The following is a 25811-nucleotide window of genomic DNA, read 5'->3' as shown; positions in this document are numbered from 1 at the left end:
ACGAACAGGATCTCTGGCACATGAAGATCGGATCCGTGGTCGCCTCGGCGGCTCTTCTCACGATGGTTACGGCCTGCGGCTCGACCGGCGCCCCGGCCGCGGGCGGAGCCGGCGGCAAGGTCGGCATCGACCACCCCCGGGCCGACTCCGACTTCTGGAACTCCTACATGAAGTACGTCGACCAGATGGCCACCGAGCTCAAGGTCGACAAGCTGAACCCGACCAACTCCCAGAACGACGTCTCCAAGCTGGTCAGCAACGTCCAGGCGCTGACCGGCCAGGGCGCCAAGGCGATCGTGATGGCCCCGCAGGACACCGGCGCCATCGCCACCACGCTCCAGCAGCTGGAGAACAAGAAGATCCCGGTCGTCTCCGTGGACACCCGCCCCGACAAGGGCAAGGTCTTCATGGTGGTACGGGCCGACAACCGCGCGTACGGGACCAAGGCCTGCGAGTTCCTGGGCGAGAAGCTGGGCGGCAAGGGCAAGGTCGTCCAGCTCCAGGGCGCCCTCGGCTCGATCAACGGCCGCGACCGCTCCGAGGCGTTCGCGGAGTGCATGAAGAGCAAGTTCCCCGGCATCACGGTCTTCAGCGAGCCGACGGAGTGGGAGGGCAGCAAGGCCGCGTCCATGCTGCAGACCCGCCTGGAGCAGAACCCCGATATCAAGGGCATCTACATGCACGCGGGCGGTGTTCACCTGGCCCCGACGCTGCAGGTGCTGAAGACCAAGGGCCTGCTCGTCCCGCCGGCCGACCCCAAGCACGTCTTCGTCGTCTCCAACGACGGCATCCCGCAGGAGTTCGAGGCGATCCGCAAGGGCGACATCGACGCGACGGTCTCGCAGCCGGCCGACCTCTACGCCAAGTACGCGCTGTTCTACGCCAAGGCGGCGACCGAGGGCAAGACGTTCAAGCCTGGCCCGACCGACCACGACAGCACGATCATCGAGCTGCCGAACGGCCTGGAGGACCAGCTTCCCGCCCCGCTCGTCACCAAGGAGAACGTGGATGACCAGAAGCTTTGGGGTAACCAGGTCAAGTAATGAGATTTCATGTTGAAGCCCGAAATATCACGAAGCGTTTCGGACCCACCACCGCGCTGAACGACGCGGGCATCGAGATCGCCCCAGGCCAGACCCACGCGCTCGTCGGCAGGAACGGCGCGGGCAAGTCCACGCTCGTGTCGATCCTGACCGGGCTCCAGCGCCCCGACCAGGGCGAGGTGCTGTTCGCTGGTGAGGCCGCCCCCGCGCTCGCCGACCGGGACGCCTGGCGGCGGCGGGTGGCCTGCGTCTACCAGAAGTCCACGATCATCCCCGCCCTGACGGTCGCGGAGAACCTCTTCCTCAATCGCCAGGGCCGCTTCGTCAAGTGGCGCGAGCTGCGCTCCAAGGCCCGCGACCTGCTGGCCACCTACGAGGTGGACGTCGACGCGGAGGCGCTGGCCGGCGACCTCGGCGTCGAGCAGCGCCAGCTCGTGGAGATCGCCCGCGCGCTGTCGTTCGGCGCCACGTTCATCATCCTCGACGAGCCCACCGCCCGCCTGGACGGCCCGGCCATCGAGCGGCTGTTCACCCGCATGCGGACGCTGCGCGAGCAGGGCGTGACGATGATGTACATCTCCCACCACCTCGACGAGGTCTACGAGATCTGCCAGAGCGTCACCGTCTTCCGCGACGCCCGGCACGTCATGACCAGGCCGGTCGCCGACCTCCCGCACGACGAACTCGTCTCGGCGATGACCGGCGAGGCCGCGGCCGCCGCCCAACGGACCGGGCGGCGCGGGGCCCGTGACCTGGTGGTCCTGGAGGCGACGGGCCTGTCCCTGCGCGGGCGCTACGAAGGCGTCGGCCTGAGCGTGCGCGCGGGCGAGGTGGTCGGCCTGGCCGGCTCGGCGAGCAGCGGCAAGATCGGCCTGGCCGAGACGCTGGCCGGGCTGCGTAAGCCCGACACCGGCCGGATCACGGTCAACGGCCGGCGGCCCAAGCCCGGCGACGTGCCCGAGTTCCTTGCCGCCGGGCTCGGATTCGTGCCGGAGGACCGGCACCACGAAGGGTTCGTCCCCCTGCTGTCGGTGGGCGAGAACAGCACCATGCCGGTCATGCGCAGGCTGGGCAGCTTCGGCCTGGTCTCGCCGGGGCGGCGCCGTACCCGGGCGAAACAGATGATCAGAGAGCTCGACATCAAGACCGGCGGGCCCGACCAGCCCGTCGCCGAGTTGTCGGGCGGGAACGCGCAGAAGGTCGTCTTCGCCCGCGCGCTCGTGGACGATCCCACCGCGCTGGTCGTCATGAACCCCACCGCGGGGGTCGACGTGAAGTCCAAGCAGGCGCTGCTGGGCGCGGTCGAGGACGCGGTCGAGCAGGGCGCCGGGGCGGTGCTGGTCTCCGACGAGCTCGACGACCTGCGGATCTGCGACCGGGTGCTGGTGATGTTCCACGGCAGGATCGTCAAGGACGTGCCGCGCGGCTGGACCGACCACGAGCTCGTGGCCGTCATGGAGGGTATCGAACAGTGAGCGTCAAACCCTTCTACAAGCCGGACGTGAAGCCGGGCGCCCACGGGCCGGCCCTGCGGCTGACCCGCTTCCGCGACCTGACCCTCGTCCCGGTGATCGTGCTCCTGCTCGTCGTGGGCGCGTTCACCGACCCGGTCTTCCTGACCGGCGGCAACATCAGCAACATCTTGCAGCAGCAGGCCTCGATCTCGCTGCTGGTGCTGGCCGAGGCGATGATCCTGATCGCCGGGAAGTTCGACCTGTCGCTGGAGTCGACGGTCGGCACCGCGCCGGCGATCGCGGTGATGCTGGTCATCCCCGCGGCGGCGGGCGGATTCGGGCTCGGGCTGCCGGGCGCGCTGGTGATCCCGCTGGCGTTGCTCGTGGGCGCGGCCATCGGGGCCTTCAACGGGTTTCTGATCATCAGGTTCCAGCTGTCGGCGTTCATCGTCACGCTGGCCATGCTGATCATCGTGCACGGCCTGCTGCTCGGCCCGACCGAGGGCAAGACGCTCTTCCAGCTACCCGACTCCATCCTCTACCTGGGCAGCGTCACCTGGCTGGGGCTTCCGGCGGCGATCTGGATCGCCGGGGTGCTGTTCGCGGCGGGCATCTTCGTCCTGGGCTACACCCGCGCCGGCCGCTCGCTCTACGCGATCGGCGGCAACGCCGACGCCGCCCGTGCCGCGGGCATCCGGGTGCACCGGGTGCTGTTCGGCGTCTTCGTCATCGGCGGCATGCTGGCGGCGCTGGCGGGCATCCTGGAGACGGGCCGCCTGGGCGCCATCGGCAGCAACATGGGCGTCGGCTGGATCTTCATGGTCTTCGCCGCCGCCGTCATCGGCGGCGTCAGCATGGACGGCGGCAAGGGCACGATCCTCGGCGCGCTCACCGGCGTGCTGGTGATCGGCCTGGTGCAGAACATCCTCACGCTCAAGGGCGTCTCCGGCTTCTGGCAGCCGGTCGTCTACGGCGCGATCATCCTCATCGCTCTCATGATCAGCCGCATCGCCGGCGGAAAGGCTCAAGACTGATGGAACGGCTCGCGCTGCGCTCCCGGCTCAAACCCGGCGCCGAGCAGCTTTACGACCGCGAGCACGCGGCCATCCCGGCCGAGCTGGAGGCGGCGATGCGTGAGCACGGCGTGCGGTCCTGGCGTATCTGGCGCGAAGGACTGGACCTGTTCCACCTGGTCGAGGTCGAGGACTACGCCGCGTTCCAGGCGGCGATGAAGGACCATCCGGCCGACCGGGCGTGGCAGGCGAAGATGAACAGGCTGCTCGACGGCGATTTCGACAAGGACTCCGGCGGCCTGCGCCTGGTCTGGGAGATGACATGAAATTTCCTGACTTCGGGCTTGGTGGCGCGCCGCTCGGCAACCTGTTCACCGCCGTCACGGACGAGCAGGCCCGCGCCACGGTCGACGCCGCGTGGGAGGCGGGCGTGCGGCTGTTCGACACCGCGCCCCACTACGGCCTGGGCCTGTCCGAGCGCCGCCTCGGCGCCGCCCTGGCCGGACGCGACGGCTACGTGCTGTCCACCAAGGTCGGCCGCCGCCTGGTGCCCGCCGGCCCGGCCAAGGACGACGAGGGCTTCGACGTCGTCGCCGCCGAGCGCCGCGTGTGGGACTTCTCGCGCGACGGCGTGCGCCGTTCCCTCGACGAGTCTCTGGTACGGCTCGGCCTCGACCACGTGGACGTCGCCCTGATCCACGACCCCGACGCCCACGAAGGCCAGGCGCTGGCCGAGGCGTACCCGGCGCTGGAGGAGCTGCGCGCCGAGAGCGTGGTCAAGGCCATCGGACTCGGCATGAACCAGTGGCAGGCGCCCGCCAGGTTCGTCCGCGACACCGACGTCGACGTGGTCATGCTGGCCGGCCGCTACACCCTGCTCGACCGCTCCGGCCTGCCGCTGCTGGACGCCTGCGCGGCCAAGGGCGTCAAGGTGCTGGCCGCGGGCGTCTTCAACAGCGGCATGCTGGCCACCGACGAGCCCGGCGGCACCTTCGACTACCAGCCGGCCGCCGCGCCGCTCCTGGAAAGGGCCCGGCGGCTGGTCGCGGTCTGCCGGCGGCACGGCGTCACGCTGCCCCAGGCCGCGATGGCCTTCCCCGCGCGGCATCCGGCCGTCGCGACCGTCGTGCTCGGCGCCCGCTCGGCCGATGAGGTACGCCGCAACGCCGCTTTGTGGGCCGAACCGGTGCCGGAGGAGTTGTGGGCGGAGCTAGAGCTCGTATGAGGTGATCCACAGGCCCGGGATCACCTCGGCGTCGCCGGTGTTCGTGAACCCGAGGCGCTCGTACAGGGTGCGCGCCGGCGTGTTGTCCCGGCCGGTGGAGACGATCACCTTGCGGCCGCCGGCTCGGGCCAGCACCTCCTTGACCAGCGTGCGGCCGATGCCCTGCCGCAGCGCGCCCGGGTCCACGACCAGCCGGTTGATGTCGACCAAGTCGGCGCTCTCCTCCCAGGCGACCGCGCCGGTCAGCGTTCCCTCGTCGTCGAAGGCGCCCAGCCAGGAGAGCGGCGCCTTTCCCAGCGCCGTCAGGTCCTCGTGGAGCGGGGGGATGCGGTCGTCGCCGATGATCTCGGCCTCGATGGCGTAGGCGGCGTGCTGCAGGTCGAGAAGCCGCTGGTCGGGCGTGATGCTGGTGAGGTGCACGTGCCGATTATGGCTGTTATGTGGGGATGAACGCCCACCATTTTGAGTGGCCTGGTTCGTAGGGGGAGTCGAGGCGCTTGCCGACGATTCCCGGCAGGCCCTGCTCGCGGGCGGCCTGCCGTACGGGCTGGGCCTGGGCGGGCCAGGTCGGGGCGGTCTGCCAGCGCGCGCCCGAGAGGTCCAGCGCGTCCAGGGCCGCGCGGCGCTCGGTGAACGGCCTGGCCACCAGCGAGTGGCCGTCGTCGTAGAGCAGATCGGTGCAGACCAGGATCTCCGAGCCGCACAGCCGGACGATCTCGCCGTCGAGGACCGCGCTCCTGCTGCCGAACGCCTCGGCCATCGGGCGCAGCCAGGGGAACTCGTGGGCCAGGTCGGTCCGCCCGCCGTCCACGTGGACCAGCACGCGGCTGCCGCCCCAGGCGAACTCGAAGGCGTAGGCCTCCTGGTCGCGGGGGAGTTTGGCACGTCTGACCGGCAGCATCGGCTCCAGCGGCGGCAGCGGGTCCACGGCGGGCGGGTCCATGCGGTGGATCATCCAGTTCTTGCCGTCGGTCCTGAACAGCACGTACCGGCCCTGTGCGCGCTCGCCGTGCAGCACCACCTTGACCTCGCGCTCCGACCATTTCTCCGTGTCGTAGGTGCCGGTGTCCCAGATCGTCATGCTGCCCGCGCCGTACTCGCCGGTGGGGATCTCGCCGTGGAAGCCGAGGTACTCCATCGGGTGGTCCTCGGTGTGCACGGCCAGGTGGTTGACCCGCGGATCGGCCGGAAGTCCCTTCGGCACCGCCCAGGAGACGAGCACGCCGTCGCGCTCCAGGCGCAGGTCCCAGTGCAGTGACCGCGCGTGGTGCTCCTGGATCACGAACGCGCGGTCGTCCCCCTGCTGGGGTGGTTGCTGGGGGACGGGCTCGGGGGTACGGCTGGCGTCCCGCTTACTCCGATATTTCGCGAGTTTGTCGGCCACGCACCCTACCTACCCGGCGCTCGTCCCCCCGATCCTTCAGTCGAGCGCCTTGCGCAGCCACGCCTCGACACCGGCCACGTGGACCGTGGCCCAGGAACGTGCCACATCCGGCTGGCGGGCGGCGATGGCGTCGTAGATGGCGGTGTGCTGCTCCATCGTCTTCTCCAGCGCCCCCTCCTGGGTGAGGCCGCGCCAGATGCGCGCGCGGTGGGTCGGACCGGCCAGGCTCTCGATGAACGAGCACAGCACGTTGTTGCCGGAACCGCGGGCGATGCGCTGGTGGAATTTCAGGTCGTTGTCGACCAGCTCCTCGATCGTGGGGTCCTTGGGCAGCGAGCGGAGTACCTCGCCCAGTTCCTCGATGTCGGCGTCGCTCATCTGGACCGCGGCCATGGCTGTGGCGGCGGGTTCCAGGATGCGGCGTACCTCGAAGAACTGGATGACGGTGTCGTCGCGGTGCAGGTCGAGCACGAACGACATGGTGTCCAGCAGGAGCCGGGGCTCCAGGCTGGTGACGTAGGTGCCGTCGCCCTGCCGTACGTCCAGGACGTTGATGAGCGCCAGCGCGCGTACGGCCTCGCGCAGCGAGTTGCGGGACAGGCCCAGCCGTTCGGCGAGATCGGCCTCTTTGGGGAGCCGGTCGCCGGGGGCTAGCTCGCCCGAGAGGATCATCTGCTTGATCTTGTCGATCGCAGCGTCGGTGACCGCCACGCTTCTCTCCCTAGACATCGGATGTCTACGAGTCTAGAGCCTGGAAGCGTACGGGATCGACCCCGGACACGCGGCGGATCTCGCCACGTGCCTCCAGGGTGCGAAGGTGGGCGGCGGCCTCTCCGGCCGCCAGTCCTCGGAGCATAGGGGACAGATCATCCCATGCTCGGTTCCACGTCATCATCGCGGCGATCTCCCAGATGGTCAGCGGCTCGCCGGTGCTGGTCAGCAGTGTGGCGAGCGTGTGGAGTCTCTCCTCGTGATGGTGGCGGATCTGGACGGCGCGTGCCGCCACATCCGGAAATATCCACTCATGCGCGGGCAGGGCGGTTAGGGGCCCCTGCTCGGCCACCTTCTCCAGAGATTTCAAGAAATCGCCGAGCGGGTCTACATCGACGCGGTCATAGGGATAAATACCGACATGCGGGGTGATGTCCGGCAGCACGTGGTCGCCCGTGAACAGCCGGTCCCCCAGCCGCAAGCACAGATGCCCAGGCGTGTGCCCCGGAGTGTGAATGGCCCGCAACTCCCGCCCCGGCACGTCCACGACCTCCCCGTCGCGCAAGGTCCGGTCCGGCTGCGCGGGCGCCACCGGCCTCTGAGCCACCGGCACACTCACATCCAGCCCCTCGGCGCCGGCCCGCCTCAGCATCTCGGCCTGGAAATCCCGGTGCTCGTCGTCGGCCAGCCCCCGTATCAGCGTGACGATGGCCGCGTCCGCCTCGTGCATCGCGATCCACGCCCCCGACACCTCCCGCACCTGCCCCGCCAGCCCCGCATGATCAGGATGGAAGTGCGTCACGACGACCCCGTACACCTCGGCCACGTCGATCCCCAGCGCCGCGAACCCGCCGCTCAGCGCCTTCCAGGCGTCCGGATGATTCCACCCCGCGTCGATGAGCACCGGCCCACGCGGCGACTCGATCGCGTAGACCAGTGTGTAGCCGAGCGGATTCCCGGGAATCGGCACCGGCACACTCCACACCCCGCCACCCAGATCCTGCGGCTTCTGACTGCTGTACGGCTGCCGCCGCGTCTTCCCCCGCGCCCGCTGTGCCTGCTGTGTCCGCTGTGTCTTCCCGCTCGGTCGGCCATCGCCTTGCGTCGTGACATGAGGCGGCCCGTCCTGCCGCGTGCTTGCCGGACCTTGCAGCCCGCGTCGCGTGTTCCCGGTTGGCTGGTTGTCGTGTGGCGTGGTTGCCGGAGGTGGGTCGTCGGGTCTGGGCTTTTCGGGAGGTTGGCCGTCGGGTTGGGGTGTCACGTGAGGCGCTCGAGGACGGTGGCCGTGGCCAGGGCGCCTCCGGCGCACATGCTGACCAGGGCGGTGGCCGAGTCGGAGCGTTCGAGTTCGTGCAAGGCAGTGGTGATCAGCCGGGCGCCGGTCGCACCCACCGGATGGCCCAGCGCGATGGCGCCGCCGTTGACGTTGACCCGGTCGAAGTCGGGCTCGTGCACGCTCGCCCAGGACAGGACGACCGCGGCGAACGCCTCGTTCACCTCGAACCTCTCGATGTCGCTCATCGCCATCCCCGTCCTGGCCAGCACCCTCGCCGTGGCGTCCACCGGCCCATCCAGGTGATAGTACGGCTCTGCCCCGACGAGCGTCTGGGCCAGGATTCTGGCGCGGGGACGCAGGCCGTACCTCTGAGCGGCCTTCTCGCTCATCAGCAGGACGGCGGCGGCGCCGTCGGAGATCTGTGACGACGTGCCCGCGGTGTGCAGGGCGCCGGGCACGACCGGCTTCAGCTTGGCCAGGCCGTCGGTGGTGGTCTCGCGTAAGCCCTGGTCCTTGGTGACGCCGTGGACGGGCACGATCTCCCTGTCGAACCGGCCGTCGGCCCACGCCTTGGCCGCGAGTTGCTGAGACCGGGCGCCGAACCAGTCGAGCCGTTCCCGGGTCAGGCTCCGCCGGGCGGCGATCCGCTCGGCCGCGGTGAACTGATCGGGCAGATCGATCGACCAGTCGTCGGGACGCGGCCGCGCCGGCTGGACGTTGCTGCCCAGCGGCGCCCGGCTCATCACCTCGACCCCGCACGCCACGCCCACCTCGATGACGCCCGCCTGGATCAACGCCGCCACCAGGTGCACCGCCTGCTGCGACGACCCGCACTGCGCGTCGATCGTGGTCACGCCGGTCTGGTGCGGCAGCCCCGCGTAGAGCCAGGAGTAGCGGCCCACATGTCCGCCCTGCTCGCCCGCCTGGGTGACACAACCGGCGAAGACCTGCTCGACGGTGGCCGGGTCGATGCCCGACCGTTCGACAAGGCCGGTCAGCGCCGCGGCTAGAACTTGTTGCGGCTTGAGCTCGGCCAGCCAGCCGTTGCGCTTGCCGATGGGAGTCCTTACGGCTTCTACGATCACGGGTGTGCCCACAGCGCCTCCAGAACGATGCTCTGGAAGCGAATGTAACGCGTTCTAGTTTCGACCCGCAATGCACCCGGCCCAGCGACCACCCCCTCGACCGGCCGTCCGGCATCCCCGGCGCGCAACCGGTGGGGTCAGGCGGGCAGGGTGGTGGGGAGGCCGAAGGTGTCGAAGAGTTTGAGGTCGAAGAACTGGCACACGTGGGTGACCCCGGCCGCCGACAGCGTGAGTACCGGAAGGCCGAAGGCGTGGTAGAGCCCGTCCTCGCCCAGCAGGTACATCCCGAACGCCGGCTGCCCGTTGGCGTGGCAGGGCACCAGCTTGAGGTCGCCGGGCCGCTTGGCCGGGCAGTGGGTGGCGATGAGCCGCCCGATGTTCTCCGCGCCCTGGTACCACCCGGGGAACGGCGGCATCTCGAAGACCGCGTCCTCGGTGAACAGCTTGACGATCGCGTCCACGTCGTAACTCTCGAAGGCCTGCATGTAGCGGTCGAGCAGTTCGCGTTGCTCCCGCTCGTCAGGCTCGCCCATCTGGTCCTCGGCCGGGGAGACCTCGGCCAGCTGCGCCCGCGCCCGCTGCAGGCTGCTGTTGACCGCGGCGGTGGAGGTGTCGAGCAGATCGGCCACCTCGGCCGCCCGCCACTGGAGCACGTCGCGCAGGATGAGCACCGCCCGCTGCCGGGCCGGCAAGTACTGCAGAGCCGCCACGAGGGCCAGCCGTATGCTCTCCCGCGAGGTGACCACGGTCGCCGGATCCCGCCCGTCCGCCCCGACCGCCTCGTCAGGGACGGGTTCGAGCCACTCCAGCTCCATCGTCTCGCCCAGCGGCCCGTCACCCCTGGCGCTCGGCGCCCCGAGCCCGGTGGGCATCGGCCGCCTGCCCTGCTTGTCGAGCGCGGTCAGGCAGCGCGTCGTGGCGATCTTGTAGAGCCAGGTGCGTACGGAGGAGCGGCCCTCGAACTTGTCGTAGGCCCGCCAGGCTCGAACGTAGGTCTCCTGGACGGTGTCCTCGGCATCGTGAACCGAGCCGAGCATGCGATAGCAGTGCGCGAGCAGCTCCCGCCGCAAGGGGTCGGCAAGCTGGGCGAAGTCATCGCTGACTGTCATGTTCCCTGTTTAGCCGATGCGTGTGACAAAAACCTGTCCGCGTGGCGATGAGCTGTGAACATGCCCGGGGTCTAACCCTGTGGCCGCACCGGATGGCGAGCCTTTTCCAGGTTTTCGATCCGCGGCCTCAGGATGGGGCGGGTCCGGGCTCGGGCTCGCCCCTCTGGCGCGTGCAGCGGCAGGAACGAGGGGCCCTGCCCTGCACGCGCCCTTTCTGTGGGTTCCACACCCTCTGAGAGGTCACGGGGTGAGGACGATCTTGCCGGTGGTGCGGCCGGTCTCGCCGAGTTCGTGGGCCTTGGCGGCTTCCTCCAGTGGGAGGACGGCGGCGATTTCGGCGCGTAGGCGGCCGGCCGTCGCCAGGGCGGCGATGGCCTTCATGGCGGCGAGGTCCGGTTCGACCAGCATCGCAGCGGTTCGGATGCCGCGTGCCGACGCCTCTTCGGCGAGGGCGGGGTCGAGCTTGGACAGGACCAAGGAGACGATCGTGCCGCCCTCGCGCAGCGTGCGCAGGGAACGGGCGCCGTAGTCGCCGCCCATGGTGTCGAGGACCATGTCCACGTCCCGGACCACGTTGGCGAAGTCGGTGCTCCGGTAGTCGATGAGTTCGTCGGCTCCCAGGCGGCGGAGGAAGTCGTGCTTGGCAGCGCTGGCCGTACCGATGACGAAGGCGCCGCGCGCCTTGGCGATCTGCACGGCGAGATGTCCCACTCCGCCCGCCGCGGCGTGCACGAGCACCCGCTGTCCGCCCCGCACGCCCGCGGTGTCCACCAGCGCCTGCCACGCCGTGAGCGCCGCGAGGGGCAGCGCGCCTGCCTGCACGTGATCGATCTCGGCGGGTTTGCGGGCGAAGGTACGGGCCGGCGCGGTCACGTACTCGGCGTAGGCGCCGTGCGCCTGCGGGTACCGGAGCATGCCGAACACCTCGTCGCCCGGCTGGTACAGCGTGGTCCCCGGCCCAACCGCCTCAACCACACCCGAGACATCCCAGCCCAGCGTGAAGGGCGGGGCGCCGATCAGACCGCCGTTGGCGCGATGCTTCCAGTCGGTGGGGTTCACACCTGCCGCCCGCACCCGCACCAGCACCTCGGTCGGCCCCGGCTCCGGCCTGGCGACCTCGGCCACCCTGAGCACGTCCGGACCACCGAGCACGTCCTGTGTGACCGCCCGCATCATCATCTCGCCAGTCTCGCAGGTACGCGTTACCCGTCGTCGGCGGGTCGTGGGCAGGCGGTCCGGCGGGGTGGGCTTCGCCGGTGGCCGGCCATGTCCGGTCAGCCGCTGTCGGCCAGGAGGAGCTGGGCGCCGCGGAGGAGTTCGGAGCGGAGTTCGGCGTCGGGGATCGGCAGCGACAGAACCATCGGGTCGGCGACGGCGGCGAGGGCCTGGGCCGCGCGGACGGTGCGGCGGCGGGTCGGCGTGGGGCCCGCCAGGAGGGCGTTGGCCCGGTCCATCCAGGTGACGACGCGGGTGGCCAGGTGTTCTTCCTCGGAGTAGACGGTGGTGTCGCGCAGGAGCAGCGTGAGCACGCGGCGATGGCCGACCATCGTGTCCACGCATCGTTCCAGGAAGGTCTCCGGGTGTTCGAGGGCGGCGTCGAGGTTGTCGAGGAAGGGATCCAGGAGCTGCTGGATGATCTCCGACTTGGAGCGGAAATAGTGGTAGAGGGTGGGCTTTGTCAGCCCGACCTGTTCGGCGACCTCGCGCATGGAGGTGGTCCGGTAGCCGCGTGCGGTGAACAGCTCCAGGGCTGCCGCCAGGATCCGTCCCTTGGTGTCACTCTGGATCACCAACCCACCCTACCGCCCGGTCGGTAGCCTCCCGCCCACAAGGACACCCCACCGGGCTTCCGAGCACTCCCAGCAACCCGCCCACGCCGTGCCCACGCCGTGCCCACGCCCTGCCCACGCCCCTTGGCCGGGTCAGCCCACGCTCTTGGCCGGGCCAGGCATGGTGGCCGGTCAAGGGGGGCCGTTGCGGTGGGGACCACGTCCGACGTGAGAAGCGATCCCCACGATCGGCGCCCGCGCACGACGGCGGGTGGCGGTGGGGCGGCTTGCCGTAACGGAAAAGCGCCCTTGGCGACCGCGCGGAGCATCCGGTTAGAGGTCGGACACCAGCCGGGCGGCGGCGATTTCGATGCGGCGTTGGATTTGGTCGTACGTGCGGCGGCCGCGCAGCATTTCGAGGAGTTCGTGCACCCACACGCTGGACAGCGACCCCGCCAGCGCCAGTTGCTCCTCGCTCGCCTCGTCGCGGGTCAGCCCGCCGGCCGACACTCTCAGGATCAGGCCGGTCATCCGGTCGCCGAACGGCGTCTCCACCTCGGCCATGATCAGCGACCGGATCAGCGCGTCGGCCAGTTCGGGCTCGCGCATGAGGCCGCGGGTGGCGCGCATCAGGACGTCGACCGCGCGGCCCGCGGGGGTGCCGGCGCTGGGCGGGCGGCGTTCGATGCTGTTTTCCAGCAGGTCGATCTCCTCGCCCACGACCGCCACGACGAGGTCCATCTTCGAGGGGAAGTATCGGTACAGGGTCCCCAGCGCCACACCGGCGCGTTCCGCCACCGTGCGCATCTGCATCGCCTCGACACCGCCTCGGGAGGCGAGGGCGGCGGCGGCCTGGACGATGCGCTTGCGGCGCTGGTGCTGGCTGCGGGTGCGCACGCCGGACCCACCGGCGCTCGGAAGGGGGGCCTCGGGGTCGGGAGGTGGCGCTGCGACTGTCGCAGGCGGGGTGCGCATAAGAACACGTTATCTGATTTCTCCGTAACTCGGCTTGTTACTCGCGAGTCACAAAGAAGGGGCATAGCCGCATGTCCATCCGGTTATGAGGAAAAGTCGTGTTTCCTGGGCGGGAACGGTCGCTGGACAGATATTAGAATCTGTTCTAGTTTTGCGGGCAGTTGGTGACCGAGCGCTTGGTGGAGGCCGGATGACCGCGGACACGTTCGCCGCCCTGCTCGCGGCCCGCGCCGACGACGACCGGCCGTCGCTGCACTACGCCGACCGGGTCTGGTCGTGGCGGGAGCAGGTCGCGCTCTGCCGTACCTATGCGGGGTGGTTGCGCGGGGCCGGTCATGTAGGCGTATTGCTGGACAACGTGCCGGAAATGGTCTTCCTGGTGGGCGCGGCGGCGCTGGGCGGGCCGGTGGTGGTCGCGCTCAACCCCACGCGCTCGCCGGTCGAGCTGGTTCGTGACGCGCGGGCCGCCGACGTCGAGCTCATCGTGTACGACGGCGTCCACGCCGAAGCCGCGCGAGCGATCTCCGAGGACCTGGGCATCCGGCGGATCTCCTTGGACGAACTCCAGGCGACCCACGATCGCGAGCCCGCGCCCCCCGGCGACCTGGTCATGCTCGTCTTCACCTCCGGCACCTCGTCAGGCCGTCCCAGAGCGGTACGGATCACCCAGCGCAAACTCGCCGTCCCCGGCCTGTCGCTGGCCCGCATGCTCACCCGGGACGACGTCGTCTACTGCTCGATGCCCCTCTTCCACTCCGGCGCGATCATGGCGGCGTATGCGCCTGCCGTGGCCTCGGGGGCCGCGCTGGTGCTCAGGAAGCGCTTCTCGGCCTCCGGCGTTCTTCCCGATGTCCGGAAATATGGCTGCACGTATCTGCACTATGTCGGCAAGGCCCTCTCCTACGTCCTGGCCACCCCGGAGCGCCCCGACGACGCCGACAACCCGCTCAAACTCGCCTTCGGGAACGAGGGCAGCGCCACCGCGACCCGCCGGTTCGGGGAGCGGTTCGGGTGCTTCGTCATCGACGCGTTCGGGTCCACGGAGACCGCGGTCTCGATCACGCCGGATCCGTCGGGGCCGCCCGGCTGCCTGGGCCGCCTGCCCGACGGCGTCGAGATCCGCGACCCGGCGACCGGCGAGCGCTGCCCGCCCGCGATCGTCGAGGGCGGCCGTCTCCTGAACGCGGAGGAGGCCGTCGGGGAACTGGTCAACGTCCAGGGGCTCGGGCTGTTCGACGGCTACTACAACGACCCGGAGGCCGACGCCGAGCGGATCAGGGAAGGCGCCTTCTGGTCGGGTGACCTGGCGTATGCCGACAAGGAGGGGTACGTCTTCTTCGCCGGCCGGGGCACCGAACGCCTGCGCGTGGACGGGGAGAACCTCGCCGTCGCCCCCATCGAGGCGGTGGTCCGCGAGGCCCCGGGGATCGTGGAGGCGGCCGTCTACCCGGTTCCCGACGCGGCCGCCGGTGACCAGGTGATGCTGGCCCTGGTGCCGGACGAGCGGTTCGAGGTGGCGGACCTCGCGGAGTTCCTGGGCGCGCGGGCCGACCTCGGGGCGAAGGCCGTACCGCGATATATCCGGATCTGCCGGGAGCTACCGCAGACCCCCTCCCACAAGGTGCTCAAGCGCGTCCTCGCCCGCCAGGCCTGGCACGGCGCCACCGACCCCGTGTACCTCCGGACGGCGACCGGCTACCGGCCGCTGACCGGCGACGACGTCGTGAAGATCGAGACCGAGTTCGCCCGGTACGGGCGGCAGCACTTATTGGAGAACTAGTGGATTTCGCATTGGACGAAACGCAGCAGGACCTGCGCCGGCTTGCCGCGGATCTGCTCGCCAAGCAGGCCGGCGAGGACCAGCTCAGGGAGGCCGGCCTGCTCGGCGTCTGCCTGCCGGAGGACGTGGGCGGCGCGGGCCTCGGCGGCGTCGAGATGGCCGTCGTGCTGCGCGAGGTGGGCGCGCGCGAGCTGCCGGCCCTGCCCGTCCTGGTCAGCTCACTGGCGATCAGCCGGTACGGCTCGCGCGAGCAGCAGGCCCGCCTCGGCCAGGCCAGGGTGAGCACGGTCGCGCTGAAGGAGGCGGGCAGGGCACTGGCCGACCCGCCGCGGACGCGGGCCCACTACTCCGGCGGCTGGACGCTGACCGGCCGCAAGTGCGCGGTGCCGTACGGGGCGGTGGCGGACGTGGCGCTGGTCTCGGCGGCGGAGGGACTGTTCCTGGCCCGTCCCGGCCAGGTGGTGCCGGAGTTCGCCTCGACCGGCGAGCCGCTGGCCACGCTCGTCTTCGACCGGACCCCGGCGGAGAAGGTCGCCGACGACGCCGACGGTGTCCGCCTGATCTACACGGCCGCGGTCGCCGCGCAGGCGAGCGGCGTCCTGGCGGGCGCGCTGGAGCTGACCACCGAGTACATCAAGACCAGGAAGCAGTTCGGTCGCGCGCTGGCGGAGTTCCAGGCGGTGACGATGCAGATCGCCGACGTCTACGTGGCCTCGCGGGCGCTGGACGTGGCGATGTGGTCGGCAGTCTGGGGCTTGGAGGCCAGGGACGTCGCGGTGGCCGCGTACCACGTGAGCGAGGCCTTCCGCGCGCTGTTCACCTGCCAGCACCTGCACGGCGGCCTCGGCCTGGACGTGACCTACCCCCTGCACAAGAGCTTCGCGCACGCCAAGCACCTGTCCCACCTGCTCGGCGGCGCCGACGCCCAGCTCGACCTGATCGGAGCGCTCGCCTGATGCTGATCGACCTCACCACCGAGCAGAAGCGGCTGCGGGAGGAACTGCGCGAGTACTTCCGCGCCTGCCTCACCGGCGACGACCGCAAGAAGATCGCCGAGGACCCGTTCGGCGAGGCGTACATGGAACACTGCCGCCGCCTCGGGCGTGACGGCAAGCTGGGGCTCGGCTGGCCCAAGGAGTACGGCGGCGCCGGCTTCGGGCCACTCGAACAGCAGATCTTCGCCAACGAGATCGCGCGGGCGGCGGTGCCGTACCCGATCATCACGGTGCAGACGGTCGGGCCGACGCTGATGCAGTACGGCACGCCCGCGCAGAAGGAGTTCTTCCTGCCGCGCATCCTGGCGGGGGAGTGCCACTTCGCGATCGGCTACAGCGAGCCGGAGGCGGGCACGGACCTCGCCTCGCTGCGGACGACCGCGGTGCTCGACGGCGACCACTATGTCGTGAACGGGCAGAAGGTGTTCACCTCTGGCGCCCACTACGCGCAGTACGTCTGGCTGGCGGCGCGGACGAACCCCGAGGCCAAGAAGCACAAGGGCATCACCATGATGATCGCCGGGACGGACGACCCCGGCTTCTCCTGGACGCCGATCGTCACCATGGACGGCCGCCACCACACGAACGCCACCTACTACCAGGACGTACGCGTACCGGTGGACATGGTCGTGGGCGAAGTGGACAAAGGCTGGGACCTCATCGTCAACCAGCTCAACCACGAGCGGGTCACGCTCGGCCCGGCGGGCAACCTCGGCCAGACCTACGACAGGTTCCTGGCCTGGGCCCGCAGAACGGGCAACGACGGGCATCCCGACGTACGCCGCGCGCTGGGTCGCGTCTACGCCTACTTCCGCACCAACGAGCTGCTGAACTGGCAGGTCGCGGCCAACATGGACCTCGGCTGGCTGGGCGCGCCCGACGCGTCGGCCACCAAGATCTACGGTTCGGAGCGCATGCAGGAGATCGGCCGGATCGTGGGCGACATCCTGGCGCGGTTCGGGGATCCGGCCGACCCGGAGACGGCCGAACTGCTCGACCGGCTGGACCATGGCGTGAAGGGGGCCGTGGTGCTGACGTTCGGCGGCGGGGTGAACGAGGTGCAGCGCGAGCTGATCGCCATGCTCGGCCTGAGCCTGCCGAGGCCGCCGCGATGACCGATCTGCACGAGATGGCGCGCAGGCAGGTGGCCATGGGCGAGTTGCGCGGCCTGCCCGCGGCCGATCCGGTCAACGAACCGATGATCCGGCACTGGCTCGACGCCATGGGCGACCAGAACCCGCTTTATCTCGACAAAGGGGTGGCGCCTCCGGCCATGGCGCAGGTGTGGACCATGGGCGGGGTACGGCGCGACGTACGGGACCGCTCGCCGGTGGACGACATGCTGGCCGAGCTGAACGCCCAGGGGTACACGGGGGTGGTGGCGACCAACTGCGAGCAGACCTACCACCGGTACGCCCGGCTGGGCGACGTGCTGACTCCGGCCACCCGCTTTTCCGGACTTACCGGACCGAAGGCGACCGCCCTTGGAGAGGGATATTTCGCCACCTGGAATGTCATCTGGTACGACCAGTTCGATGAGCCGGTTGCGGAGATGCTCTTCCGGGTCCTGAAATTTCGCCCGCGGGTAAAGGAAAGGCGCGAGCCGTACCCGCTGAAACCTGCGGTGAACCGGGACACCCAGTTCTTCTGGGACGGCGTGAAACTCGGCGAACTGCGCGTCCAAAGCTGCGCCGACTGCGGCGAACTACGCCATCCACCAGGCCCGATCTGCCCCGCCTGCCGCTCGGCGAACCGCGGCCACATCGTCGCCCGCGGCGAGGGAACCGTCTACAGCTACGTCGTCCACCACAATCCGCCCGTGCCCGGCCGCGAAACCCCGTTTGTGGTGGCGGTGGTGGAACTTCCGGAAGGCGTGAGGATTGTGGGGAACATAGTGGACTGTCCCGTGGACGCGGTGGGTATCGGTATGACGGTGCGGGCAACGTTTCGCGCAATGGATGACGAACTGATCCTTCCGATGTGGACGCCACAGGAGTCATGATGCGGACGTTGACCGGAGAGCAGATCGAAATCGGCATGGTTCTGCCAGAACTGTCCATCAGCATCACGCCCACCCTCGTGGTCTCGACCGCGATCGCCACCATGGACTTCACCCCGGTCCACCACGACGTCGAGATCGCCCGCGCGCAGGGCTCGCAGGACATCTTCCTCAACATCCTGACCACGATGGGGCTGGTCGAACGGTATGTCACCGACTGGGCGGGCCCCGAGGCGGTGATCCGGCGGATCAACGTGAAGCTCGGGGTGCCGGCCTACGCGGGGGACCTGCTGGCGTTCACGGGAGCGGTGATCGCGCGCGAGGGCGAGGAGTTCACCGTCGAGGTCCGCGGCAAGGTCTCCCTCGGCAGCCACGCGACCGGATCGGTGGTCCTCTCGCTCCCGTCTTAGCGTCCCATAGCCCTGCGGGATCTTAAGAGCACGGTCCTGCGGACCTTCAAGATCATGGGCTTCATACGTTACGGCGAAGCCACCCCCACGCCACCCGCCGACGTGGGCGGGCCCAGGTCGGGGGGATCGCTTCTCACGTCGGACGTGCTCCCCACCGCAACGGCCCCCTTTACCCACCGCCGCGGTCCCCCGGACCCGATCACCTCCCTCGCCAACCGCCAGCCCGCTCAGCCACCCCGCCCAGCCACCCCGCCCAGCCAGCCCGCTCAGCCACCCCGCCCGCCCGTCTCCGCCCACTCGCTCCTCCGCTCGGCCCCCGCTACCCCGCTCGCCCGCCTTCGCCCGTTCGGCCAATCCCCTCGCCCGCCTTCACCCGCTGGGCCATCGCTCCATCCGGCTCGGTCGTCTCCACCCGCTTGGCTGGCGCCTCGGCTCGGCTCACCGTCACAGTCGATGGTCTCCACCGTTCCTGACCAGATCTGCCCGTCCTTGCCCCCTCTGAGCGCGGTTGTCGTTCGGGTCGGGATGTTGTGAATACCTGAAGGGTTTCCTTATGAAAGCCGCCATCGCCGGGATCGGTGCCACCGAGTTCAGCAAGGATTCCGGGCGCTCGGAGCTGCAACTGGCCGCCGAGGCCGTTTTCGCCGCGCTCGACGATGCCGGGCTCTCGCCCGGGGACGTCGACGGCCTGGTGACCTACACCCAGGACACCAACCAGGAGATCGCCGTCGCCCGCGAGGTCGGGATCGGGGACCTGACCTTCTTCTCGCGTGTTCACTATGGCGGTGGCGCCGCCTGTGGCACGGTGATGCATGCCGCCATGGCCGTGCGGACCGGCATGGCCCGTACCGTCGTCTGCTACCGCGCCTTCAACGAACGATCCGGCCGCCGCTTCGGCCAGCCCGACGCCCGGCTCGGCGGGGAGCCTTCCTCGCAGGGGCTGGAGATGAGCTGGCACGTGCCGTACGGGCTGATGACGCCCGCGGCCTGGGTGGCCATGTTCGCGCGGCGGTACATGCACGTTTACGGCGCGACGTCGGAGGACTTCGGCCGTGTCGCCGTCGCGATGCGGCGGCACGCGGCCACGAACCCGGCGGCGTGGTTCCACGGGCGGCCGATCACGCTGGCCGACCATCAGGCGTCGAAGTGGATCGTGGAGCCGTTGCACCTGCTCGACTGCTGTCAGGAGAGCGACGGCGCGGTGGCGCTGGTCGTCACCTCGGAGGACCGGGCCAGGGACCTGCGCCGTTCCCCCGCGGTGATCACGGCCGCCGCGCAGGGGGCGGGCGCCGGGCAGATGATGATGACGAGCTATTACCGCGACGACATGACCGGCCTTCCCGAGATGTCCGTCGTCGGCCGCAAACTCTGGGAAATTTCCGGCATGGGGCCCGCTGACATGCAGACCGCGATCCTCTACGACCACTTCACGCCGTTCGTGCTGACGCAGCTTGAGGAACTGGGCTTCTGCGGTCGCGGCGAGGCGGCCGGGTACGTCGCGGACGGCGGCATCGAACTGGACGGCCGCCTCCCCGTCAACCCGCACGGAGGCCAGCTGGGTGAGGCCTACATCCACGGCATGAACGGCATCGCCGAAGCCGTCCGCCAGGTCAGGGGAACCTCGGTCAACCAGGTCAAGGACGTGTCGAACGTCCTGGTCACAGCCGGCACCGGCGTCCCCACCAGCGGCCTCATCCTCTCCACCCCCTGACCCCACCCCCGCCGGGCCCGGTCATGCGGGCAGGGGCTCCGGGGCAGGTAGCCGTCAGAGCCATGGGGTCCCGATCGGGACAGGCACACCGCGGTGCCGCTGACCGGTCGGGAGAGGGGGTGGTCAGGGGGAGCCGATTACCGGGACTGCGAAGAACACCAGCATGGCGATCAGCACGCAGATCAGGAAGCCCGCCACCTCCCAAGCCCAGTCGCGGTGCTTACGCTGCTTGCGCTTTCTCGCCTGCTTCTTGGCCGCCGGGCCGGTGCGCGACGGCTTTCGGGGACCGGTGGGCTGCTTGGCGCCCATGTTCTGCCGGGATGCCGCGAGCCGGGGCCTGCCCTGTACGCGGCCGTCGCGTCCTGGCGCCTTACGGCCGTCCAGCGGGTCGCGGCCGTCCAGCGGGTCGCGGTCGGCCCGCGTCGGGCGGTCGCCTGGTGCCCAGGAGTACTCAGGCGCCGGCTCAGGAGGGGTGGCCGGGTCGGATACCCAAGGGGCATTCAGGACGCCGGGGGCCTCGTCGGGCTGGTCCAGCAGGGCGGGGTCGCTGGCGGCCAGGATGTCGGAGGGCATGGGGAGCCGGTAGACGGGCTCGTCGGCCGGGCGGCGGGTCCGGGTGAAGGGCTGGAACGCGGAGAACGTGTCCCCCGCCTCCTGGCCGCCGTCCGTGGTCCTGGCATCCGGGCTTCGGCCGGGCTCCGGGGGGCTGGGCGTCGAGGTGTCCTGCCGGGAGCTGTGGACCAGTACGTCTCCGGGGGAGGGCAGGTCCAGCGGCGGCATGATGTCGGTGGGCGGGTCGTCCAGGACGTCCGCGGGCACCGGAGCCGACATCAGGAACCCGGTCCTCGGCGGCAGCCCGTCCCGGACCCTGGGTCTTGGCGGCAGGCCCGCACGCCGGCCCGGCTCCTCCCCATCGGCGCTGGACGGCTCTTCCTGGGCGGAAGGGCCGGCGGCGGCGGAGGGGCCGGTGAAGGGGGCGAAGGGGTCACGCCCGGAGGTGAACGCGCCGGACGGAGGCGCCCCGGCCGCCGGATCGCGGGTGGGAGCCGCGGTGAACGGGCCGCGCACAGGGGCTTCGCCCTGTGGGTCGCTGACCGGATAGGCGGTGAAGGGGCGGGCGGGCGAGCCGGCCTGCGGGTTGGGAGTGGGCGAGCCGCCCGGCAGGTCACGGGCAGGGGACACGCCCGGCTGATCGCGGGTGGAAGATCCGCCCAGCACATCGCCGCTGGGAGAGCCCCACCTGTCGCCGGTGGGAGAGTCCCACCGGTCGCGGGTGGGGGAGCTGGTCGATCGGTCCCGGGGGGAAGTGGTGCCCAGCAGCGGCGAGAGGCCGGTCAGGGGGTCGCGGGGGGAAGAGGTGCCCAGCAGCGGTGGCGGGCCGGTCAGGGGGTCGCGGAGGCGGGGCATGGGGGCCGTGGTGGCCTCGTGGTCGGCGCGGCCCGTCGGGGGTGTGAGGAGTTCCGTGGGGAAGATGCCCGTCGCCGTCCTGGGGTCCGATTCGGCGAGCGGCTGTGGCCAGCGGGGTGGCGCGGGCCAGCGGGGCTTGACGAAGAGGGGGGCGGCGCCGGCCGTACGGGATCCTGCTACGTGCACGCGCAGTACGGCGGCAGGGGCGGGCCACGGCAGGCGGCACAGGATGTCGCGCAGCGGCGCGACCGACAGGGCGCCGTAGACGTCGGCGACGGAGGCGGGGACGCGCGCGCCCGTGGAGGCCAGGGCGGTGGAGAGCGTCTGGCGGAAGCGGTGCGCGGCGCTGATGGCCAGCTCTTCCGCGGTGTCGGGGGCGACGTCGAGTACCCAGGCGAGTTCGGTCGTGGTCAGGCCGCAGACCTCGCACAGGAGGAGGACCTCGCGCTGGTGGGGCCGGAGTTCGCGCAGGGTCCGTTCGACCAGGGCGGAGGCGGGGTCGACGAGCGGGTCGACGACGGGGGGCGCGTAGACGATGTCGCGCCGGTGGATCTCGCGGCGGGCGAGGGCGTAGAGGGCGGCGCGCGGCGGCGCTTGGGCGGGCACGCTGGAGAGCACGGCGACCAGCGCGTACCCGGCGGAGGCTGGGTCGCCGAGCTGGTCCGCGCAGTACGCGAACAGCCCGGTGGCGTGACGGTCGTAGAGCTCGGCGATCAGGTCGTTGCGGGAGCGCTGATCGGTGAGCGGTTGAGTCACTGGGCCGGATCCTCTGGTGGAAAACGGACGCTGGGGGGTGAGGGGTGCGGCGTCGGAGTTTGTGCTGGCAATCATGCCAACTCCTACAGGTGTTGCGCACTATGAGAACGTCATTTGATATGAATCCTCCCAGGTCGGTGAAGCGTTTAAGCACAGGCCGATGGGACAGAAGCACCCTCATCGCCGTAGTCTGAGGTCCGCAAGAGATCATGCGGCGGACGTGGCAGGGGGGCTACGGTCCCGCCACGAACGGAAGGTCACGCGTGATCACGTTCGACTCTGTCACCAAACGCTATCCAGACGGAACGGTCGCCGTGGACAACCTCAGCCTTGAGGCGCCCACGGGCCAGATCACCGTGTTCGTCGGGCCGTCGGGGTGCGGCAAGACCACCTCACTGCGGATGATCAACCGCATGATCGACGCGTCGGACGGACAGATCCTGCTGGACGGCACCGCCGTACAGACGATCGACCCGCCGACGCTGCGCCGGGGGATCGGCTACGTCATCCAGCAGGCCGGGCTCTTCCCGCACCGGAGGATCGTCGACAACGTCGCCACGGTGCCGTTCCTGCTCGGCTGGGACAAGAAGAAGGCCCGCGACCGGGCCATGGAGCTGCTGGAGGTCGTCGGGCTCGACCCGGCGATGGCCCAGCGCTACCCGTTCCAGCTGTCGGGAGGTCAGCAGCAGCGCGTCGGGGTGGCCAGGGCGCTGGCCGCCGACCCGCCGGTGCTGCTCATGGACGAGCCGTTCAGCGCGGTCGACCCGATCGTGCGGACGAGCCTGCAGGACGAGCTGCTCAAGCTGCAGTCCGAGCTGAACAAGACCATCGTCTTCGTCACCCACGACATCGACGAGGCCATCAAGCTCGGCGACCGCGTGGCGGTGCTGCGCGTGGGCGGGCGGCTGGCGCAACTGGCCGATCCCAAGACGCTGCTGTCGGAGCCCGCCGACGAGTTCGTGCGCGAGTTCCTGGGGCACGACAGGGGGATCCGGCGCCTGCAGTTCATCTCCGCGGCGGGGCTACGGCTGCGCACCGACCTGACCGTCGCCGAGGACGCGTTCCCCGCGGACTCCGATGAGCCCTGGCTGCTCATCGTCACCCCGGACCGGCGGCCCGTGGCCTGGGTCACGCCCCGGCGGCCGGAGGAGCGGGAGCCGTACGGGACGTTCCTGCACGGCAAGGACAACATGCGGTCGGCGCTCGACGCGGCGCTGCTGTCGCCTTCGGGCTGCGCGGTGGCCGTGGACGAGGACGGGAAGGTGGTCGGGGTGGCCACCCGCGAGGCCCTCGACGAGGCGCTCGCGGAGGCGGCCGATGTCTGACGGTCCGCCAACACTCTGGGAGTGGTTCGCCCGCAACTGGGACACCGGGCGGGTCGGCAGCATCAGCAACCTGCTCAGCGACCACCTGGTGATGTCGCTGGTGCCGATCGTGGCGGCACTCGTGCTGTCGCTGCCGCTGGGGCTGGCGTGCGTGCGGTTCCGCTGGCTGTACCAGCCCACGTCCGGGCTGATGAACATCCTCTACGCGCTGCCGTCGCTGCCGATCTTCATGCTGCTGATCTCGGTGACCGGGCTGTCGCAGACCACGGTGATCATCCCGCTGACGTTCTACGCCATGGCCGTGCTGATCCCGTCGGTGGTCGACGGGCTGGGCGCGGTGCCCGACCACGTCCGACAGTCGGCCGTGGCCATGGGCTTCACGCCGGTCCGCCGGCTGGTCCAGGTCGAGCTGCCGATCGCCACCCCGGTCGTGCTGGCGGGCCTGCGGGTCGTCGCCGTCTCCAGCATCTCGCTGGTAAGCGTCGGCGCGCTGATCGGCCAGGGCGGGCTCGGGATGCTGTTCACCCGGGCCTACCAGAACCCGTTCCTGCCGCCGGTCATCGTCGGCATCGTGGGCATCGTGCTGCTGGCGCTGGTCGCCGACGGGCTCCTGGTGTTGGCGCAACGGCTGCTGACGCCGTGGGTGCGGGCGAGGAGGGCGTCGTGAACTGGCTGACGGACTTCTTCGGCAACCCCGAGAACTGGACGGGACCCGGCGGCATCCCCATGCGGCTGCTGGAGCACCTGGAGTACTCGGTGCTGGCCCTCGTGCTCGCGGTGCTGATCGCGATCCCGCTCGGCCTGCTGATCGGGCACACGGGCAAGGGCGGGGTGATCGTGGTGATCTCCGCCAACCTGGCCAGGGCGCTGCCGACGCTGGGCATGCTCGTGCTGTTCGTGCTGCTGCTGGGCACGGCCTCGATCCTGCCGGTGATCATCCCGCTGGTGCTGCTGTCGATCCCGCCGATCCTGGTCAACACGTTCGAGGGCATCCGGGGTGTGGATCCCGAGTTGCGCGACGCCGCGTACGGGATGGGTCTGCGCGGCGGGCAGGTGCTCGGACGGGTGCTGGTCCCGGTGGCGCTGCCGCTGATCCTGCTGGGTCTGCGGCTCTCGGCCATCCAGGTGGTGGCCACCACGACCGTCGCCGCGTACGTGGGCCTGGGCGGGCTCGGGCGCTTCGTCATCGACGGATTCGCCACCAAGGAGTATGCGAGCGTGGTCGGCGGTTCAGTACTGATTGTGCTGTTCGCTCTGGTGGTGCAGCTGGCGTTCACCCTCGTCCAGCGGGTGAGCGTCTCTCCGGGGGTTAGTCAGAGAGTTCGCTAGTCTCCTACTCAACCCCCCGCTAAGAAGGGAAATCTTGATGAAACGCATCTTCAGCACCGCTGCGGTGCTGCTGTCGGCCGGACTCGCGCTGGCCGCTTGCGGATCCTCCGGCTCGGGAGGCAACCCGCTCGACACCACGAGCGCCCAGCCCAGCGGTGCCGCCAGCAGCGCGCCCGCCGGCGGCGGCAAGGCCATCATCGGCTCGTTCGACTTCGACGAGAGCGTCCTGCTCGGCTCCATCTACGCCCAGGCGCTTGAGGCCAAGGGCGTCCAGGTCGAGGAGAAGCCGCGCATCGGCAGCCGCGAGGTCGTCTACGACCAGGTCAAGGCCGGCGGCCTGACCATCGTGCCCGAGTACAACGGCAACCTGCTGGCCTTCATCGACCCCAAGACCACGGCCGGCACCACCGCCGACGTGGACACGGCGCTGAAGGAGAAGCTGCCCGACACGCTGGAGATCCTCACCTCCTCGCCCGCCGAGGACAAGGACAGCCTGTCAGTCTCCGAGGCGTCGGCGGCCAAGGACTCCCTGAAGTCCATCGAGGATCTGGCCAAGGTGTCGAAGACCATGGTCGTCGGCGGCCCGCCGGAGTTCAAGAAGCGCTGGGAGGCCCGCTTCAAGGAGGTCTACGGCCTGGAGTTCAAGGAGTGGAAGCCCACCGGCCCCACCACCGCTGACGCCATCAAGGACGGCACGATCCAGGTCGGCAACGTCTTCACCACCGACCCCAAGATCATCGCCAACAAGCTGGTCCCGCTCGCGGACCCGAAGAACATCTTCCCCGCCCAGAACGTCACCCCGCTGGTCTACAAGGCGGGCGCGAACGACACCATCAAGACCACGCTCGACGCGGTCTCGGCCAAGCTCAGCACGCAGTCGCTGATCGAGATGATGACGAAGATCTCCGTCAACAAGGACGAGCCGGCCACCGTGGCCAAGGAGTGGCTGTCGGCCAACGGGCTCGGCTGAGCTTGAGCGAGTTCACCGAGGCGATGGCCCAACTGGCCGCCGGCGGCGCGGGGGGGGCCCGTGGGGGAGGGCCCCCCGCCCGCCG

Annotated in this window: 25 protein-coding genes; 15 read left to right on the top strand and 10 right to left on the bottom strand. The window is 70.1% G+C overall.

From position 1 onward, the window contains the following. Nucleotides 1-20: 20 nt before the first annotated feature. From ACFWY5_RS54405 to ACFWY5_RS54385, 5 genes are read left to right on the top strand one after another with little or no spacing between them, the layout of a single operon-like run. Complete coding sequence (locus tag ACFWY5_RS54405; protein ID WP_379639824.1) at nt 21-1043, top strand: sugar ABC transporter substrate-binding protein; 1023 nt, start codon at nt 21-23, stop codon at nt 1041-1043. Then, nucleotides 1043-2518 (top strand): sugar ABC transporter ATP-binding protein, encoded by a 1476-nt coding sequence (locus tag ACFWY5_RS54400; protein WP_379639822.1) that lies wholly within the window; start codon nt 1043-1045, stop codon nt 2516-2518. The genes ACFWY5_RS54405 and ACFWY5_RS54400 overlap by 1 nt, the downstream gene beginning before the upstream one ends. Then, nucleotides 2515-3531, top strand: coding sequence for an ABC transporter permease (locus tag ACFWY5_RS54395; RefSeq protein ID WP_379639821.1), 1017 nt, complete (start codon nt 2515-2517; stop codon nt 3529-3531). The genes ACFWY5_RS54400 and ACFWY5_RS54395 overlap by 4 nt, the downstream gene beginning before the upstream one ends. Further along, nucleotides 3531-3836 (top strand): L-rhamnose mutarotase, encoded by a 306-nt coding sequence (locus tag ACFWY5_RS54390; RefSeq protein WP_379612125.1) that lies wholly within the window; start codon nt 3531-3533, stop codon nt 3834-3836. The genes ACFWY5_RS54395 and ACFWY5_RS54390 overlap by 1 nt, the downstream gene beginning before the upstream one ends. After that, entirely contained in the window at nt 3833-4735 is a 903-nt protein-coding gene (locus ACFWY5_RS54385) for an aldo/keto reductase (protein ID WP_379639820.1), read from the top strand. The genes ACFWY5_RS54390 and ACFWY5_RS54385 overlap by 4 nt, the downstream gene beginning before the upstream one ends. Here ACFWY5_RS54385 and ACFWY5_RS54380 read toward each other — a convergent pair. From ACFWY5_RS54380 to ACFWY5_RS54340, 9 genes are all read right to left on the bottom strand, one after another. Next, nucleotides 4721-5155, bottom strand: a complete 435-nt coding sequence (locus tag ACFWY5_RS54380) for a GNAT family N-acetyltransferase (protein ID WP_379639819.1) — start codon at nt 5153-5155, stop codon at nt 4721-4723. The two genes, ACFWY5_RS54385 and ACFWY5_RS54380, sit on opposite strands and share 15 nt — an antisense overlap. A 16-nt stretch (nt 5156-5171) precedes the next feature. Further along, on the bottom strand, nt 5172-6119 hold the full coding sequence (locus ACFWY5_RS54375) for a DNA polymerase ligase N-terminal domain-containing protein (RefSeq protein ID WP_379639818.1): 948 nt from the start codon (nt 6117-6119) through the stop codon (nt 5172-5174). A 36-nt stretch (nt 6120-6155) separates the two neighbouring features. Next, complete coding sequence (locus ACFWY5_RS54370; protein WP_379612120.1) at nt 6156-6830, bottom strand: FadR/GntR family transcriptional regulator; 675 nt, start codon at nt 6828-6830, stop codon at nt 6156-6158. Between the two features lie 25 nt (nt 6831-6855). Next, a complete protein-coding gene (locus ACFWY5_RS54365; protein ID WP_379639816.1) occupies nt 6856-7800 on the bottom strand; it encodes an MBL fold metallo-hydrolase in 945 nt (314 codons plus the stop codon). A 287-nt stretch (nt 7801-8087) separates the two neighbouring features. Beyond that, nucleotides 8088-9203, bottom strand: a complete 1116-nt coding sequence (locus tag ACFWY5_RS54360) for a steroid 3-ketoacyl-CoA thiolase (protein ID WP_379612118.1) — start codon at nt 9201-9203, stop codon at nt 8088-8090. A gap of 125 nt (nt 9204-9328) precedes the next feature. After that, nucleotides 9329-10300 carry a sigma-70 family RNA polymerase sigma factor gene (locus ACFWY5_RS54355; RefSeq protein ID WP_379639815.1) on the bottom strand — a complete coding sequence of 324 codons (972 nt, stop codon included), beginning with the start codon at nt 10298-10300 and terminating at the stop codon, nt 9329-9331. A 240-nt stretch (nt 10301-10540) separates the two neighbouring features. Next, the gene (locus ACFWY5_RS54350) at nt 10541-11473 is read right to left on the bottom strand and encodes an NADP-dependent oxidoreductase (RefSeq protein ID WP_379612256.1); all 933 of its coding nucleotides are present in this window, start codon (nt 11471-11473) and stop codon (nt 10541-10543) included. Between the two features lie 101 nt (nt 11474-11574). After that, on the bottom strand, nt 11575-12090 hold the full coding sequence (locus ACFWY5_RS54345) for a TetR/AcrR family transcriptional regulator (RefSeq protein ID WP_379639814.1): 516 nt from the start codon (nt 12088-12090) through the stop codon (nt 11575-11577). Between the two features lie 312 nt (nt 12091-12402). Beyond that, nucleotides 12403-12966 (bottom strand): TetR family transcriptional regulator, encoded by a 564-nt coding sequence (locus tag ACFWY5_RS54340; protein ID WP_379612114.1) that lies wholly within the window; start codon nt 12964-12966, stop codon nt 12403-12405. Between the two features lie 268 nt (nt 12967-13234). On the opposite strand from ACFWY5_RS54340, the gene ACFWY5_RS54335 reads away from it, so the two are divergent. The 6 genes from ACFWY5_RS54335 to ACFWY5_RS54310 all read left to right on the top strand — a co-directional run bounded on the left by ACFWY5_RS54335 (nt 13235) and on the right by ACFWY5_RS54310 (nt 19939). Beyond that, complete coding sequence (locus ACFWY5_RS54335) at nt 13235-14824, top strand: AMP-binding protein (protein ID WP_379639812.1); 1590 nt, start codon at nt 13235-13237, stop codon at nt 14822-14824. After that, a complete protein-coding gene (locus ACFWY5_RS54330) occupies nt 14824-15780 on the top strand; it encodes an acyl-CoA dehydrogenase family protein (protein ID WP_379639811.1) in 957 nt (318 codons plus the stop codon). The genes ACFWY5_RS54335 and ACFWY5_RS54330 overlap by 1 nt, the downstream gene beginning before the upstream one ends. Further along, nucleotides 15780-16934: an acyl-CoA dehydrogenase family protein gene (locus ACFWY5_RS54325; RefSeq protein WP_379612110.1), complete on the top strand. Its 1155-nt coding sequence runs from the start codon at nt 15780-15782 to the stop codon at nt 16932-16934. Before ACFWY5_RS54330 ends, ACFWY5_RS54325 begins: the two co-directional genes overlap by 1 nt. Next, entirely contained in the window at nt 16931-17821 is an 891-nt protein-coding gene (locus ACFWY5_RS54320) for a bifunctional MaoC family dehydratase N-terminal/OB-fold nucleic acid binding domain-containing protein (RefSeq protein WP_379612108.1), read from the top strand. Before ACFWY5_RS54325 ends, ACFWY5_RS54320 begins: the two co-directional genes overlap by 4 nt. After that, nucleotides 17818-18228 carry a MaoC/PaaZ C-terminal domain-containing protein gene (locus tag ACFWY5_RS54315; protein WP_379612107.1) on the top strand — a complete coding sequence of 137 codons (411 nt, stop codon included), beginning with the start codon at nt 17818-17820 and terminating at the stop codon, nt 18226-18228. The genes ACFWY5_RS54320 and ACFWY5_RS54315 overlap by 4 nt, the downstream gene beginning before the upstream one ends. A 553-nt stretch (nt 18229-18781) precedes the next feature. Then, nucleotides 18782-19939 carry a lipid-transfer protein gene (locus tag ACFWY5_RS54310; protein ID WP_379639810.1) on the top strand — a complete coding sequence of 386 codons (1158 nt, stop codon included), beginning with the start codon at nt 18782-18784 and terminating at the stop codon, nt 19937-19939. A gap of 123 nt (nt 19940-20062) precedes the next feature. On the opposite strand, the gene ACFWY5_RS54305 is transcribed toward ACFWY5_RS54310, so the two are convergent. Next, nucleotides 20063-22102, bottom strand: a complete 2040-nt coding sequence (locus ACFWY5_RS54305; protein ID WP_379639809.1) for a hypothetical protein — start codon at nt 22100-22102, stop codon at nt 20063-20065. 263 nt (nt 22103-22365) lie between these two features. On the opposite strand from ACFWY5_RS54305, the gene ACFWY5_RS54300 reads away from it, so the two are divergent. The 4 genes from ACFWY5_RS54300 to ACFWY5_RS54285 are packed head-to-tail and all read left to right on the top strand — an operon-like array spanning nt 22366 to nt 25726. Continuing rightward, nucleotides 22366-23427: an ABC transporter ATP-binding protein gene (locus ACFWY5_RS54300; protein WP_379639807.1), complete on the top strand. Its 1062-nt coding sequence runs from the start codon at nt 22366-22368 to the stop codon at nt 23425-23427. After that, nucleotides 23420-24094 (top strand): ABC transporter permease, encoded by a 675-nt coding sequence (locus tag ACFWY5_RS54295; RefSeq protein ID WP_184972667.1) that lies wholly within the window; start codon nt 23420-23422, stop codon nt 24092-24094. The genes ACFWY5_RS54300 and ACFWY5_RS54295 overlap by 8 nt, the downstream gene beginning before the upstream one ends. Further along, entirely contained in the window at nt 24091-24756 is a 666-nt protein-coding gene (locus ACFWY5_RS54290) for an ABC transporter permease (RefSeq protein WP_379612103.1), read from the top strand. Before ACFWY5_RS54295 ends, ACFWY5_RS54290 begins: the two co-directional genes overlap by 4 nt. A gap of 37 nt (nt 24757-24793) precedes the next feature. Then, nucleotides 24794-25726, top strand: a complete 933-nt coding sequence (locus ACFWY5_RS54285) for an ABC transporter substrate-binding protein (protein ID WP_379639806.1) — start codon at nt 24794-24796, stop codon at nt 25724-25726. The last annotated feature ends 85 nt before the right edge of the window (nt 25727-25811 follow it).

It is taken from the genome of Nonomuraea sp. NPDC059007, from assembly GCF_042740555.1.
GTDB lineage: Bacteria > Actinomycetota > Actinomycetes > Streptosporangiales > Streptosporangiaceae > Nonomuraea.
The sequence above is the reverse complement of the archived record's forward strand: the minus strand, read 5'-3'. Positions and strand labels throughout refer to the sequence as shown.

Coding starts and splice junctions, on each gene's coding strand:
- ACFWY5_RS54405 (WP_379639824.1), top strand. CDS start 21: ATGAAGATCGGATCCGTGGTCGCCTCGGCGGCTCTTCTCACGATGGTT.
- ACFWY5_RS54400 (WP_379639822.1), top strand. CDS start 1,043: ATGAGATTTCATGTTGAAGCCCGAAATATCACGAAGCGTTTCGGACCC.
- ACFWY5_RS54390 (WP_379612125.1), top strand. CDS start 3,531: ATGGAACGGCTCGCGCTGCGCTCCCGGCTCAAACCCGGCGCCGAGCAG.
- ACFWY5_RS54385 (WP_379639820.1), top strand. CDS start 3,833: ATGAAATTTCCTGACTTCGGGCTTGGTGGCGCGCCGCTCGGCAACCTG.
- ACFWY5_RS54355 (WP_379639815.1), bottom strand. CDS start 10,300: ATGACAGTCAGCGATGACTTCGCCCAGCTTGCCGACCCCTTGCGGCGG.
- ACFWY5_RS54350 (WP_379612256.1), bottom strand. CDS start 11,473: ATGCGGGCGGTCACACAGGACGTGCTCGGTGGTCCGGACGTGCTCAGG.
- ACFWY5_RS54335 (WP_379639812.1), top strand. CDS start 13,235: ATGACCGCGGACACGTTCGCCGCCCTGCTCGCGGCCCGCGCCGACGAC.
- ACFWY5_RS54325 (WP_379612110.1), top strand. CDS start 15,780: ATGCTGATCGACCTCACCACCGAGCAGAAGCGGCTGCGGGAGGAACTG.
- ACFWY5_RS54320 (WP_379612108.1), top strand. CDS start 16,931: ATGACCGATCTGCACGAGATGGCGCGCAGGCAGGTGGCCATGGGCGAG.
- ACFWY5_RS54315 (WP_379612107.1), top strand. CDS start 17,818: ATGATGCGGACGTTGACCGGAGAGCAGATCGAAATCGGCATGGTTCTG.
- ACFWY5_RS54310 (WP_379639810.1), top strand. CDS start 18,782: ATGAAAGCCGCCATCGCCGGGATCGGTGCCACCGAGTTCAGCAAGGAT.
- ACFWY5_RS54295 (WP_184972667.1), top strand. CDS start 23,420: ATGTCTGACGGTCCGCCAACACTCTGGGAGTGGTTCGCCCGCAACTGG.
- ACFWY5_RS54285 (WP_379639806.1), top strand. CDS start 24,794: ATGAAACGCATCTTCAGCACCGCTGCGGTGCTGCTGTCGGCCGGACTC.